Source organism: Streptomyces sp. NBC_00386, from assembly GCF_036063235.1.
Taxonomy (GTDB): domain Bacteria; phylum Actinomycetota; class Actinomycetes; order Streptomycetales; family Streptomycetaceae; genus Streptomyces.
On sequence record NZ_CP107950.1, the window covers coordinates 5,710,724 to 5,724,810 of the forward strand.

General features: G+C 72.7%; 9 protein-coding genes. 5 read left to right on the top strand and 4 right to left on the bottom strand.

Features of this window, described 5'->3' with window-relative positions; all coding sequences use genetic code 11:
* Nucleotides 1-91 precede the first annotated feature (91 nt).
* Together OG780_RS25180 and OG780_RS25185 are read left to right on the top strand one after the other, a co-directional pair.
* Nucleotides 92-1,492 (top strand): peptidoglycan recognition protein family protein, encoded by a 1,401-nt coding sequence (locus tag OG780_RS25180; RefSeq protein ID WP_328451757.1) that lies wholly within the window; start codon nucleotides 92-94, stop codon nucleotides 1,490-1,492.
* A gap of 195 nt (nucleotides 1,493-1,687) precedes the next feature.
* The gene (locus OG780_RS25185; RefSeq protein ID WP_328451759.1) at nucleotides 1,688-2,770 is read left to right on the top strand and encodes an NDP-sugar synthase; all 1,083 of its coding nucleotides are present in this window, start codon (nucleotides 1,688-1,690) and stop codon (nucleotides 2,768-2,770) included.
* A 421-nt stretch (nucleotides 2,771-3,191) separates the two neighbouring features.
* Here the strand turns inward: OG780_RS25185 and OG780_RS25190 are convergent, their stop codons facing one another.
* From OG780_RS25190 to OG780_RS25205, 4 genes are all read right to left on the bottom strand, one after another.
* A complete protein-coding gene (locus tag OG780_RS25190) occupies nucleotides 3,192-4,217 on the bottom strand; it encodes a DNA-3-methyladenine glycosylase family protein (protein WP_328451761.1) in 1,026 nt (341 codons plus the stop codon).
* Between the two features lie 453 nt (nucleotides 4,218-4,670).
* Nucleotides 4,671-6,041, bottom strand: a complete 1,371-nt coding sequence (locus tag OG780_RS25195) for a coenzyme F420-0:L-glutamate ligase (protein WP_328458367.1) — start codon at nucleotides 6,039-6,041, stop codon at nucleotides 4,671-4,673.
* A 5-nt stretch (nucleotides 6,042-6,046) separates the two neighbouring features.
* Entirely contained in the window at nucleotides 6,047-7,030 is a 984-nt protein-coding gene (gene cofD, locus OG780_RS25200; RefSeq protein ID WP_326787383.1) for a 2-phospho-L-lactate transferase, read from the bottom strand.
* 87 nt (nucleotides 7,031-7,117) lie between these two features.
* The gene (locus OG780_RS25205) at nucleotides 7,118-7,606 is read right to left on the bottom strand and encodes a cysteine dioxygenase (protein ID WP_328451763.1); all 489 of its coding nucleotides are present in this window, start codon (nucleotides 7,604-7,606) and stop codon (nucleotides 7,118-7,120) included.
* 728 nt (nucleotides 7,607-8,334) lie between these two features.
* Here OG780_RS25205 and OG780_RS25210 point away from each other — a divergent pair.
* The 3 genes from OG780_RS25210 to OG780_RS25220 all read left to right on the top strand — a co-directional run bounded on the left by OG780_RS25210 (nucleotide 8,335) and on the right by OG780_RS25220 (nucleotide 14,068).
* Nucleotides 8,335-8,598 (top strand): WhiB family transcriptional regulator, encoded by a 264-nt coding sequence (locus OG780_RS25210; protein WP_003975777.1) that lies wholly within the window; start codon nucleotides 8,335-8,337, stop codon nucleotides 8,596-8,598.
* 230 nt (nucleotides 8,599-8,828) lie between these two features.
* Entirely contained in the window at nucleotides 8,829-12,563 is a 3,735-nt protein-coding gene (locus tag OG780_RS25215) for a glycosyltransferase family 2 protein (protein WP_328451765.1), read from the top strand.
* Entirely contained in the window at nucleotides 12,560-14,068 is a 1,509-nt protein-coding gene (locus tag OG780_RS25220; protein ID WP_328451767.1) for a DUF5719 family protein, read from the top strand. Before OG780_RS25215 ends, OG780_RS25220 begins: the two co-directional genes overlap by 4 nt.
* Nucleotides 14,069-14,087 lie beyond the last annotated feature (19 nt).

Genomic DNA, 14,087 nt, shown 5'->3' on the forward strand with positions numbered 1-14,087 from the left:
CCGCACGCACCACCGGTTCGGCGGAGCACGTCCGACGGTCCGTCAATTCCGCGATGGACAGATATGTATGACTATGTTCAGGATCAGGAGCATGCGTGGATTCCTTGCTTCCTCGGTCGGCGTCACCTGCGCGGCCGCTCTCGCCCTTCCGCTGACCCTGCCCGCCACCCCGGCCAAGGCCGGGCCGTCGACGCTGACATCGGAGGCCGCCGCCCCCGGCAGCACCCAGTCCCTGCCTCTCGTTCCCCTCACCCGTAAACGGTCTCTCGGCCCGGCCGCACCGACACAGGGCCTCGCGCGCCGGAACGTACGGCCCTTCTCCCTGGTCGGCGTTGTCTGGGACGACCCGGGCAGTGAGCTGAACGGCCGTGTCCAGGTGCGTACCCGGGCCGCCGGCACCGGCGACTGGTCGGACTGGCAGGACGTCGAGGCCCACAACGACGAGCACGCCGCCGACCCTGACACCGCCGAGAGCGCGTCGAGCCGGGTGCACGGCTCCACCGCTCCCCTGTGGGTCGGGAACTCGGACGGCGTCGAAGTCCGCGTCGAGGCGGAACGGGCGGCGCGGGACGCCGGAGAGGCTCCGGAGCCGGAGGACGACGCCGGAGACGGCCCCGAGGACAGGCGCGCGGCCGCCCCGGCGGCCGCGACGCTGCCCGGCGGCCTGCGCCTCGAACTGGTCGATCCCGGCGGGGGTCCCCCGAGCCGGGACGCCCGGACGGCCGGACGGGCCGGGGGCGCGCCCTCGGGCCTGCGCGCCAAGAGCGTGCACCCGGGCGTGACGGAAGGCGGCGGTGCGAAGGCCACCGTGGTCCCCGCGCTCTCCCGCGAGGAGACCGTGCGCACGTACTTCTCCGACGGCACGGCCCAGCGGCGCACGACGCCGTACATCGGCCCGCGCCCCCGCATCATCACGCGGCACGGCTGGGGCGCGAACGAGAATCTGCGCGAGCGCGGCTTCCTCTACACGAAGACGGTCAAGGCGGCCTTCGTGCACCACACGGCGTCGGGCAACAAGTACAGCTGTTCGCAGGTGCCTTCGATCATCCGCAGCATCTACCGCTATCACGTGGTGAGCAGCGGCTGGCGCGACATCGGCTACAACTTCCTCGTCGACAAGTGCGGCAACATCTACGAGGGCCGTGCGGGAGGCGTCGCGAAGGCGGTCATGGGTGCCCACACCCGCGGGTTCAACACGAACAGCATGGGGATCGCCGTGATCGGCACGTTCGGCGCCACGAAGCCGACCGACGCCGCGCTCAAGGCCATCTCCCGGCTGACGGCATGGAAACTCGGTCTGTACGGGGCCAATCCGCGTGGCAAGACATACCTGAAGTCGGCCGGTGGCAACCTCTACCGAAAAGGAAAGAACGTACGACTGAATGTGATCTCCGGCCATCGGGACGGGTTCGCCACGGAGTGCCCCGGACGGCTTCTCTACGGCAAGCTCGGCTCCGCCAGGACGACCGCGGCCCGCTACCAGGGCCGTTAGACCGCCGCACGGCTCCCCGGAACGGCACGGCCGGCGACGGGTCGGCCGGGCCGGCCGGGGGAGATCACCTGAAGTCACGGCAGAGGCCCGTCGAAGGACACCCGCACGGCCATCGAGGGCGCCATCGAACGGTCTGCATACACTGGCCGGCCGAAAGACAGTTCGGCCGGTCCCGGCAGGAAGCAGAGACGACAGGTGACAGAAGCGATCCTCCTGGTCGGCGGCAGAGGCACCCGGCTGCGTCCGCTCACCGTGCGCACACCCAAGCCGATGGTCCCGGCGGCCGGGGTCCCCTTCCTCACGCACCAGCTCGCGCGGGCGCGCGCGGCGGGTGTCGAGCACATCGTGCTGGCGACCTCCTACCTCGCCGAGGTCTTCGAGCCGTACTTCGGTGACGGTTCCTCGCTGGGCCTCCACATCGAGTACGTCACCGAGGAGGAGCCGCTGGGCACCGGCGGCGCCATCCGCAACGTGGCCTCCCGGCTGCACTCGGGCCCCGACGACCCGGTCCTGATCTTCAACGGGGACATCCTCACCGGCCTGGACATCCCGGCGCTGGTGGCGGCCCACGAGACGACGGGCGCGGACGTCTCCCTGCACCTCACCCGTGTGGAGGACCCGCGCGCGTTCGGCCTGGTCCCCACCGACGCCACCGGGCGCGTCACGGCCTTCCTGGAGAAGCCGCAGAGCCCCGAGGAGATCGTCACCGACCAGATCAACGCGGGCGCGTACGTCTTCCGCCGCTCTGTCATCGACGCGATCCCCGCGGGCCGCCCGGTCTCGGTCGAGCGCGAGACCTTCCCGGAGCTCCTGGCCACCGGCGCCCACCTCCAGGGCATGGTGGACTCCACCTACTGGCTGGATCTGGGCACCCCGCAGGCCTTCGTCCGCGGCTCCGCCGACCTGGTGCTCGGGCGCGCTCCGTCCCCGGCGGTACCCGGCCGCTGCGGCGACCGTCTGGTCCTGCCCACGGCCACGGTGGCCCCCGACGCCAAGCTCACCGGTGGCACGGTGGTCGGCGAGGGCGCCCGCATCGGTGAGGGCGCCAGGATCACCGGCAGCACGGTCCTGGCCGGCGCGGTCGTCGAGCCCGGCGCCGTCGTCACCGACTCCTTCGTCGGCGCCGGCGCCCGCATCGGCGAACGCACCATCCTGACCGGCACGGTCATCGGCGACGGCGCGGTCGTCGGCCCCGACAACGAACTCCGCGAGGGAGTCCGCGTCTGGTGCGACGCCCAGATCCCGGCAGCCACGCTCCGCTTCTCGTCGGACCAGTAGATCCCGCACACCCGGCCGGAGGGGCTGACAGACCCAGCCCCTCCGGCACCCTTTGATTCCGGCCCCTCCGGCACTCTTTCGCCTGTACGGGCGGGTTTCAGCCCCTCTAGCCCCCTTCGCCTGTACGGGAAGATCTCAGCCCTTCCAGCACTCTTTCGCCTGCACAGGCAGATTTCAGCCCTTCCGGCACCCTTCGCCTGTACGGGCAGATTTCAGCTCCTCCGGCATCCTCTCGCCCACGCGGGCAGATTTCAGCTCCTCCGGCGTTTGAGGAGCGGGGTCTGGGGCGGAGCCCCAGGTACGGGAAGGGCAGGGGCGGAGGGGGCGAAATCCCGCTTGTGCTCAGGCATGACCGACGGGGGCGGCGCAAGGCGGGCGGAGGCGAAGCGGGGCAGCTGGAGACGGCGGACGCCGGGCCCGCCTAGAGCAGCCCGATGTCCGTGCGAGGCATCTTCGGCGTACGCCGCGGCGGAGTACGCCCGGCCAGCAGAATCAGCCGAGCGGCCCGGTGCCTCTGCCCGGCATAGGGCTCCAGCAGCTCCAGCATGACGGAGTCGTCCGCGTTCCGGTCCCCGGCCAGCGCGTACCCGACGATCCCCGGCAGATGCAGATCCCCCACGGTCACGGAATCCGCCGAGCCATGACTGCGCTGCACGACCTCCGCCGACGTCCACGGCCCGACACCGGGCACCAGCTCCAGCCGCCGCCGTGCCTGTACGGGATCGAACCCGACGGCCTCCTCCAGCCGCGCCGCGACCCGTACGGCCCGCAGGATCGTGGCGGCCCGCTTGTCGTCGACCCCGGCCCGGTGCCACTCCCAGGACGGGATCAGCGCCCAGGTCCGCGGCGCCGGCATGACACACATCCGCTCGGGAGCGGGCCCCGGAGCGGGCTCCCCGAACTTCCGCACGAGCAGCCGCCACGCCCGGTACGCCTCGTCGGTGGTGACCTTCTGCTCCAGGACGGACGGGATCAGCGACTCCATGACGAGCCCGGTCCGCACCAGCCTCAGACCGGCCCGCCGATGCCGGGCGAGCGCGACCAGCCGGTGCCGCGGCTCGAAGGCCTCGGGGTCGTCGGCGGCGCCGAGCAGGTCGGGGAGCCGGTCGAGCAGCCATTCGGCTCCAGGGCCCCAGGCCTCGCCCCGGACGACCCCGCCACGCAGAGCGACCCGCAGCGTCCCCGGCCCGGCGGGCGTACGGCTGGTCCGCCACACGGAGCCGTCGGGCGTCGTACGGAACGTCGGATCGCCCGGTCCGCGCCGCAGCGGCCCGAGCACGAGCCCGAGGTCCAGCGGCCCGACGGGTGTCCAGGTGCGGACGTGTCCGGGCGCGGCAGCCTGGCGGGGTACTCCGCCAGGCACGCCACCAGGAGTCCCGCCGGGCACCACGACATGCCCGCCGCGCACGGTCGTACGCGTCGGCCGGGGAGCGAAACGTCCAGACACGGATGAGGTCCTAGAGATTCTCGGGCTGTCCTACGAGAGTAGGCGCTCCCCCACGACACGATGCCGGGACACCGCGGACGACCACCCCGAACCAGAACCCACACCCGACCGCCACTCACGGAGGACCGGGCCCGTCCACCCAAGCCGGAACGGAACCGGTACCCACGGGGAACCCGGCCCGTCCACCCACGCCGGAAACGGACCCGGCACCCACGACGGACCTGGCCTGCCCCCCCCAAGCCCGGAACGGACCCGGCACTCACGACGGAGCCGACCCGTTTACCCACGCCGGGATCGCACCGGCGCTCACGCCGGAACGGAACCGGCACCCACGAGGGCCCCGGCCCGCCACCCAAGCCGGGCCGGAGGCCCACCCACCGGGTCGGAGGGCCACCATCCCCCGGTCAAGGCGCCCCCGGTAGAGGCACCCCCGGTCAAGGCGCCCCGCCAGAATCAGCGCACCTCGATGAACGCGGCGCCGTCCCGTTCCGGCCGGGCTCTCGGCTCCTCCGCCGCGTGCCCGACGGCCACGGCCCCCATCGGGTCCCAGTTCTCCGGCAGCCCCAGCACCTCACGGACGACGTCCCGGCAGAACATCGTCGACGACACCCAGGCGGAGCCCAGCCGCTCCCCGGCCAGCGCGACCAGGAAGTTCTGCACGCCCGCCCCGGTGGCGACCACGAACATCTCGCGCTCGGCGCCGTCCCGCCGTCCGTCGCCGTAGGTGTGCGAGCCGTCCATGACCAGGCACGGCACCACGAGGTACGGCGCCTTGCGCAGCACGTCGCCCCTGCGGACCCGCCTGGCGATGGACTCCTCGCTCTTCCCGTCGCCCCGCAGATCCGCGATCCACGCGTCCCGCATGGCGTCGAGCAGCCGCGTCCGCGACCCGGCGGACTCCAGGAGCACGAACCGCCAGGGCGTGGTGTGGTGCGGCGCGGGAGCGGTCACCGCCGCCGCGACCGCACGGCGTACGGCGCCCGGGTCGACGGGCTCGTCGGTGAAGGCCCGTACCGTACGCCGCTGGGTCACGGCCTCCCGTACGGCCTCCGAGGTGCCCAGCCGGAACATGTCGTCCCGCGCGTCGCGCACCATCGCCCGCGCGCCCGTGTCCTCCGCGTCGGTCACCAGATGGGCCAGGCCGCGCACGACGGCGACGGGCAGCCCGGAGGCCTTGCCCTTGACCAGGTCACCGGCGGCGGCGAGTTCGTCGGCCGTGGCCACGACGGTCGCGCTCAGCGGGTTGCCGTGCGCGTCGGTGTGGCCGCGCAGGTCGTCCAGCACCCGCACGCCCGCGGCGCCGATGGCGACATCGGTGAGCCCGGTGCGCCAGGGCCGGCCGAAGGTGTCCGTGATCACGACGCCGACGTCCACGCCGAGGGCGTCCCGCAGTCCCTCACGGATCGCCTGCGCGGAGGCGTCGGGGTTCTCGGGCAGCAACAGCACTGTCCCGGCAGGGGTGTTGGAGGCGTCGACCCCGGCGGCGGCCATCACGAGACCCTGCCGGTTCTCGACGATCCGCAGCGCGCCGCGCCGTGCCACGACCCGGACGGTCTCGGCGTCGATGGCGGCCTCCCGGTCGGCGGCCTCGACCGCCCGGCCCTCGGCCTTCGAGACGATCTTGGAGGTGACGAGCAGCACGTCCCCGTCCACGAGTCCGGGCCCGGTCGTCGCGATGAGCTTCGCCAGGTCGTCCCCCTGACGCACTTCGGGAAGCCCGTCCAGCGCCCAGACCCGGTAGCCCGCGTCGGCGGGCCGCTCCCGGAGTTCCCCGCCGGTCTGCCCTCCCGCGCGTCCCGCCTCGCCGCGAAAGGCCGCGTCCATGGTGCTCACGGCGTCCGTACCTCCTCCGCCAGCGCCAGCGCCTCCCGCGCCATGCGCGCCGTCGCGTCGAGGTCGGACATCATCAGCGGTACGGCCCGGCAGCGGATGCCGGCCGCCTCGACGCGCTCCACGACGGAGGCGTCGACCGTGTCGACGAGCCAGCCGTCCAGCAGGCCCGAGCCGTAGTGCTCGGCGACCGCGGCGGCGGTGGACTCGACGCCCACCGCGGCCAGCACCTTGTCGGCCATGCCCCGCACGGGCGCGTCACCGACGATGGGGGAGAGGCCGACGACCGGGACGCCCGCCTCGGCGATGGCCTCGCGGATGCCGGGCACGGCGAGGATGGTGCCGACGGAGACCACGGGGTTGGACGGAGGGAAGAGGATGACGTCCGCCCCGGCGATGGCCTCCAGCACCCCGGGAGCGGGCTTCGCCTGTTCGGCGCCGACCGGCACGATCGCCTCGGCCGGCACGGAGGCCCGCAGCCGCACCCAGTACTCCTGGAAATGGATCACCTTGCGCTCGCCCGCGGCCCCGGCCGGGTCGCCCTCCGGCAGCGTGACGGCGACATGGGTCTCGACCCGGTCGTCGGACATGGGGATGAGACGCACGCCCGGCTTCCACCGGTCGCACAGGGCTTCCGTGACGGCGCTGAGCGGATAGCCCGCGCCCAGCATCTGCGTCCGCACGATGTGCGTCGCGAAGTCCCGGTCGCCGAGCCCGAACCACTCGGGTCCCAGCCCGTACGCCGCGAGCTCCTCCTTCAGGTGGAAGGTCTCGTCGGCCCGCCCCCAGCCCTGCTCCTCGTTGATGCCGCCGCCGAGCGTGTACATCACCGTGTCGAGGTCCGGGCAGACCTTCAGCCCGAAGAGGTGGATGTCGTCGCCGGTGTTGCCGATGACCGTGATGTCGGCGTCCGGCACGGCCCGCTGGAGACCACGCAGGAACCGTGCACCACCGATACCGCCTGCCAGAACCACAATGCGCATGGGGTTCAGTCTCGCAGGCGGGTACGACAACGTGTCAGCCGGTTACGAGACCCAGGTGACGGCGGGCCGCTCTCCGGCGCGATCGCGTCACACGGTTTCGGCGACAGCGCAACGCGCCGCGTGCATCGGCATCTCGGTGAGACCCGGGTAATAGATGTGCAGGCTGACGGCCGGTTCGAGCGCGTCGTTGACGACCTCGTGGACATAGCCGGGCGCGAACACGCGCTGCGCGCCGGAGCCCAGGGCGCGCGTGCCCCGCTCGGTGTGCTCGGTCAGCGCGCCGTCCAGGACGGTCAGCACGCCGGAGGATCCGCCGTGGTCGTGCAGCCCGCTGGCCTGTCCGGGCACCCAGGACAGGAGCCACACCTCGTAGCCGGGCCCCGTGCGGAGCCGGTGGTACCAGCGCGAGGAGGCGTCGTAGCGGACGAGGTGTTCCCACTGGGACCTGTCGGCGGCGATGGAACGCGCCAGGCCGGCGAACTCGGCCACGGTGGAGGGGTGTTCGCGCGGCGGCTGGAGCAGGTGCGGGACTTCGAGGATGTCGCCGGCGATCTGGAGGTCGTTGTCGCTGTTCATGGATGCGGTGGTTCCTCGGCGGGAGAGTGCTGGGGTGTCGCTGGCCGTTTCCGCCCGGGTCGCGGGCGGGGATTCCGCCCGGGTGGGGAGCGGGGAGGAGCCCTGGTGCGGGCAGTGGCCCCGGTGGGGGCGGGATGCGCCTCAGTGGCGGCGAGGCAGCCGGAGCGCGGTAGGGCTCAACAGCTGGAACAGCAACAACAGCTACAGCGCGCGTGGGCAGCACCGAGGGACCCGGCGGTGCGGGTCGAGGTGGATGCCAAGTGGGCGAGCATGCCCACAAGGACACCGGTTCACACCTCGACTGTCAACTGCATGTCCGGTATGCGAGAGATGTTTCACCTCATCCGGTTCATCTGGCAGGCGAAAGGTTTGTTCAGGCGACTCCCCGGACACATGGCGCACAACCGGGTGAACAAACCTCGCCGCGGACCCGTGATCCAAATGTGATCAGATTCGCTTCGGGGTCTGCGTCGGAACGAGATCGAACGCCTGGACGTCCCCCTCTGTGAGGAGACGGGCGTCTGACCTGGACCTCTTGGGCTGTCAGGGTTTATGCCGATTTGAACACTTTCCGCATAGCCTTGGTTCCGCAGAGTGAATAAGGGGCCCAATAGCAGATCTCGGCTTGACTGGCCCGGATCGGCACACTTGTAATTTCACTCGTGTCGTTCAGCCGGGATCGGTAACGGCAGCATCACGGGGACGCGAAAGACAGACGAGGGGCGCACATGACCGAGCTGGTGCAGCAACTGCTGGTCGACGACGCGGACGAGGAACTCGGCTGGCAGGAGCGCGCGCTGTGCGCCCAGACCGACCCCGAGTCCTTCTTCCCCGAGAAGGGCGGCTCCACCCGCGAGGCCAAGAAGGTCTGCCTCGCCTGCGAAGTCCGCTCCGAGTGCCTCGAATACGCGCTCGCCAACGACGAACGGTTCGGCATCTGGGGCGGTCTGTCCGAGCGGGAACGGCGCCGTCTGAAGAAGGCCGCTGTCTGAAAATCGTCGTACGGAGAAGCGGACGCGGAACACCGGTGGCACCCGCGGGTGCCACCGACCAAACGGCACACACTCTTACGTAAGGAACGGCCCGTCGCGTGTGGGTTATCCACAGGCGGCGGGCCGTCGTCTTTCCCAGCCGTTAGTGTGGGCCCTCGTCCGAGACGTCCCGCTGTCCCCGCCGGACACAGACGTCCACCGCAGTCCATCGAACCGGGGCCCGTACCTCGATGTCCGTGCACAGCCTTTCGGCAGCCAGTAACGACGCCGCTGCCGCCCCTGAGTTTCCGCGCCACGTGGTGACCGCGGTGCTCGTCTCCCACGACGGCGCCCGCTGGCTGCCACAGGCGCTCGCCGGGCTGCTCGGCCAGGACCGCCCCGTGCAGAACGCGGTGGCGGCCGACACCGGCAGCGCGGACGAATCCGCCCAGCTGCTCACCGAGGCGCTCGGCGCCGACCGCGTGCTGCACCTGGCGCGGCGCACCGGCTTCGGCCAGGCCGTCGAGGAGGCGTCCCGCACCGCCCCCGAACTGACCCCGGACGACCTGCCCTACCTCAAGCGTCCGAGCGGCTGGGACCCCGTCACCCGCAGCTGGCGCGACGACGCCTACGACATGCCGGACCTCCCGCACGGCGAGCCCGAGCAGTGGCTCTGGCTGCTGCACGACGACAGCGCCCCCGAGCCCGACGCGCTGGCCCAGCTGCTGCGCGTCGTGGAGAACGAGCAGGAAGCCGGCCAGGACGTGGCCGTCGTCGGCCCCAAGCTCCGCGGCTGGTACGACCGCCGGCAACTCCTCGAGGTCGGCGTCACCATCGCCAACTCGGGCCGCCGCTGGACCGGTCTCGACCGACGCGAGCAGGACCAGGGCCAGCACGACCACGTCCACCCCGTGCTCTCCGTGTCCACCGCGGGCATGCTGATCCGCCGCGACGTCTTCGAGGAGCTCGGCGGCTTCGACCGCCGGCTGCCCCTCATGCGCGACGACGTCGACCTGTGCTGGCGCGCCCAGGCCGCCGGCCACCGGGTCCTCGTCGCCCCGGAAGCCGTCGTACGGCACGCCGAGGCGGCCTCCCGCGAGCGCCGCGCCGTCGACTGCGTGGGCCGCACCGCCGCCTCCCCGCACAAGGTCGACAAAGCGGGCGCCGTCTACACCCTCCTCGTCAACGCCCGCACCGCGCAGCTCCCCTGGATCCTGATCCGCCTCGTCCTCGGCACCCTGCTGCGCACGCTCGCCTACCTCGTGGGCAAGGTCCCCGGGCAGGCCGTCGACGAGATCCGCGGCCTCCTGGGCACCCTGCTGCGCCCCGAGCGGATCATCGCCGGACGGCGCAGGCGCGGCCGCCCGCAGGTCGACAAAGGCGAGTTGCGCCCCCTGTTCCCGCCTCCGGGCGCCACCGTCAGGGCCACCCTCGAGCAGGCCGCCGGCAACCTGACGAGCCGCTCCGACGCCGACGTCACCACGGGCGCCGGACGGCACGGAGGCGCCGTCGAGTCCGGACCGGGCGGCGACGACGGAGACTTCCTGGAGATCGAGCAGTTCGCCCGGATCAAGCGCATCGCGCGCAACCCCGGCCCGATGCTCTTCCTGGTGCTCCTGTTCGTCTCGCTCCTCGCGTGCCGTCAACTGCTCGGCGGCGGGGCCCTCGCGGGCGGTGCGCTGCTGCCCGCCCCCGCCGACGCCTCCGAACTGTGGGCGCGCTACCTCGACGGCTGGCATCCGGTCGGCGCGGGCTCCACCCAGTCCGCTCCGCCCTACCTCGCGCTCGTCGCACTGCTGGCCTCCGCGCTCCTCGGCTCCACCGGACTCGCGGTCACCGTCCTCCTCGTGGGATCCGTGCCGCTGGCCGGCTTCGCCGCGTACTTCGCCTCACGGCCCCTCGTCGAGTCCCGGCTCCTGCGGGCCTGGGCGTCCGTCGCCTACGCCTTCCTGCCCGCCGCCACCGGCGCGCTGGCGGGCGGCCGTATCGGCACCGCCGTCCTCGCGATCCTGCTGCCGCTCATCGCGCGCGCGGGCATCGCGGCGAGCGGTCTCGCGAACGGCTCCCGCGCGCGCGGCAGCTGGCGCGCGACCTGGGCGTACGCCCTGCTGTTGACCTTCACGACGGCGTTCACCCCGATCGTGTGGCCCATCGCGCTGGTCCTCGGTGTCGCGCTCCTCGTGGTGCGACGCAGGGAGATCCCCGCCTACGGGCTGCGGTTCCTGGCCCAGCTCGGCACCCCGCTGCTGGTCCTCGCCCCCTGGTCGCTGACCCTGCTGCCGTTCGGCTTCTTCCGGCAGGCCGGCCTGGACTACGGCGCGAGCACGGCCTCCGCGCTCGACCTGCTCAGCGCCAGCCCCGGCGGGCCGGGCACCGTCAGCGGACTGATGCTCTTCGGCATCGTGCTGGCCGCCCTGGCCGCACTGCTGCGCTCCGAGCGCCAGGCGGGGATCAGGACCGCCTGGGTCATCGCCGTCGTGGCACTCGTCTTCGCGGCCCTGTCCAACCGCTCCACCTGGGCGGGACCCGCCACCCTCGTGTACGGTCTCGCGCTGCTCGCCGCCGCCGCCGTCGGCTCCGACGGGGCACGCGCGCGGGTCGCCGAGCAGAGCTTCGGCTGGCGCCAGCCGGTGGCCGCGCTCGTCGCCTTCGCGTGCGCCGCGGGCCCCCTGCTCGTCGCGGCCGGATGGATCATCCGCGGCGCCGACGGACCCGTCGAGCGCCGCGACCCGGTGCAGGTGCCCGCGTTCGTCGCCGAGGAGAGCGGTACGCGCGACCAGGCCCGCACCCTCGTCCTCGACAGCAGTTCGGCCGCCAGGGTCCGCTACGTCCTCGTCCGCGGCTCCGGCGCCCGTCTCGGCGACGCCGAACTCGCCTCGGCCGACGGCGAGAACAAGAAGCTCGACAAGGTCGTCGCCAACCTCGTGGCGGGCTCCGGCGCCGACCAGGCCGACCAGCTCGGCGGCTTCGCCGTGCGTTACGTCCTGGTCAGCAAGGGCGCGCCGCGCGAGGTGAGCCGTGTCCTGGACGCCACCACGGGCCTGTCCCGGCTGAGCCAGCAGGACGGCAGCGCCCTGTGGCGCGTCGACCAGCAGGTCTCACGCGCCGCGATCGTCCCCGCGTCGGGTGCCCCGGAGTCCATCGCCGCCGGTCCGGTCGAGGTGCACACCACGGTCCCCGCCGGTGACGAGGGCCGCCTCCTGCGGCTGGCCGACAGCGCCGACGCAGGCTGGACGGCGACCCTGGACGGCAAGCCGCTGACCCGCACCACGGTCGACGGCTGGGCCCAGGGCTTCCGGCTGCCCGCCGACGGCGGCAGGCTGGACGTCACGTTCGACGCACCGCTGAGCCACACGGCCTGGCTGTGGGCCCAGGGCGCCCTCGCCCTGGTCCTCGTGGTGCTCGCCCTCCCCGGGCGGCGCCGGGACATCGACGACGACCTCCCCGAGGAGCAGCAGCCCGTAACCGCCGAGGACATGACGGGCGACGGCCGCCGCGCCCGCCGTCTGCGCGCCCAGGCCGAGGCCGAGGCGGAGTCCGGACGGCCGGACGCCGACCCGGAGTCCGACGGCGGGTTCCCCGCGGACGCCGACACCGACGCGGACGAGGACGGGGAGATCCCGGCCGTGGTCCCGCATCAGCAGGCGTACGGCGAATGGGACAGCCCGAGTTACGCGAACGCCGAGTACGACACCTACGGCGGCGAGCAGTACGAGGGACAGCAGGAACAGCAGGGGTACCCGGCGGGCACCTACCAGCAGCCGTACCAGGCGGATCCCTACCAGGGCGGCCAGTACGACCCGTACGCCTACGGCGGCACGGCGGCGTACGACCAGAACTACGGCCAGGGCTACGACGCCGACGGCAGGCCCTTCGATTCCCGGGGCCAGGGCTACGAGACGGGCGAGCAGGGCTACGACCCGGCGTACGACCCGCGGCCCCCGCACGGCAACGACAGTGAGCGCCCCGACGGGAGCCATCAGTGAACCGCACCACCCTGTCCCTGATCGCCGCGGCGACCGCGCTCGCCGCCGTCACCGGGTTCGCGACCCTCAAGCCGGCCGGCACCTCCGGCGACAGCGCGTCCGCCACGGCCGCGCGGCTGCCCGTGGAGCGCACCAGCCTGCTCTGCCCGCAGCCGAGCAGCTCCGACATCGCGGACACCACGTACACGTCCTTCACGCCCGTCGTGGAGGGTGCGAGCGGCAGCGGCAAGGCTCAACTCCAGGCCGCCGCCGAGGAGTCGTCCGACTCATCCGACTCGTCCGACGGTAAGAAGAGCGGTGCCAAGGCCGCCAAGCCCGTCGTCCAGCCCAAGGAGCCCGGCAAGCCGGCGGCCGGCGACACCTCGGGTGCCGACGCGCCCGCCCTCGTCGGCCTCGCGTCGGGCAAGTTCGCGCCCGGGTGGACGGTCCAGGAGACCACCGAGGTCGCCGCGGGCGCCGGGCGCGGTCTGCTCGGCACCAACTGCACCGCGCCCGACACCGAGTTCTGGTTCCCGGGCGCCAGCACCGCCGCGCAGCGCACCGATTACGTGCATCTGACGAACCCGGACGACGCCGCGGCGGTCGTCGACATCGATCTGTACGGCAAGGACGGCACGCTCAAGTCCACGGTGGCCGACGGGATCACGGTCCAGGCGCACGCCAGCGAACCGATCCTGCTGAACACCCTGACCGGCGATCCGCAGGCCGACCTCACCGTGCATGTGAAGGTCCGCAGCGGCCGGGTCGGAGCCGCCGTGCAGGCGCTCGACGCCAAGACCGGCGGCGACTGGCTGGCGTCCTCCGCCGACCCCGCGGGCAGTCTCGTCATGCCGGGCATCCCCAAGGACGCCACCTCCGTGCGCCTGGTCGCCTTCGCGCCCGGTGACACGGACGCCGACCTGAAGGTCCGCCTCGCCTCGCCCTCGGGGACGATCACCCCGGCGGGCAACGAGACGCTGCACGTGAAGGCCGGTATGACCTCCGCCGTCGACCTCGGGGACGTCACCCGCGGCGAGGCGGGCTCCCTGGTGCTCACCCCCACCGGCTCGTCCGTGCCGGTCGTCGCCGCCCTGCTGGTGGTGCGGGGCAAGGGAGCCGATCAGGAGACCGCGTTCATTCCGGCCACCGCTCCGGTGGGCGCCCGTGCGACGGTCGCCGACAACACCGCCAAGGGGTCCACGCTCGCCGTGACCGCCCCGGGCGAGGGGGCCAGGATCAAGGTCACCGCGTCCGCGGGCAGCAGGGGCGGCACGGCCGTGTCGAAGACGTTCACCATCAAGGGCGGGACCACCCAGAACGTCGAGGCACCCGTCCCGAGCGGTCTCAAGGGCACGTACGCCCTGACCGTCGAGCCGGTCTCCGGAGGCCCCGTCTACGCCTCCCGGATGCTCTCGGCGACCCAGGAGGGCGTTCCCGCGTTCACCATCCAGGGTCTCCCGGACGACCGCGGGACGGTCTCGGTGCCGGACACCGAACAGGACCTCTCGGTGCTGCTCAAGCAGTGACGGGGGCCGGTGATCCGCC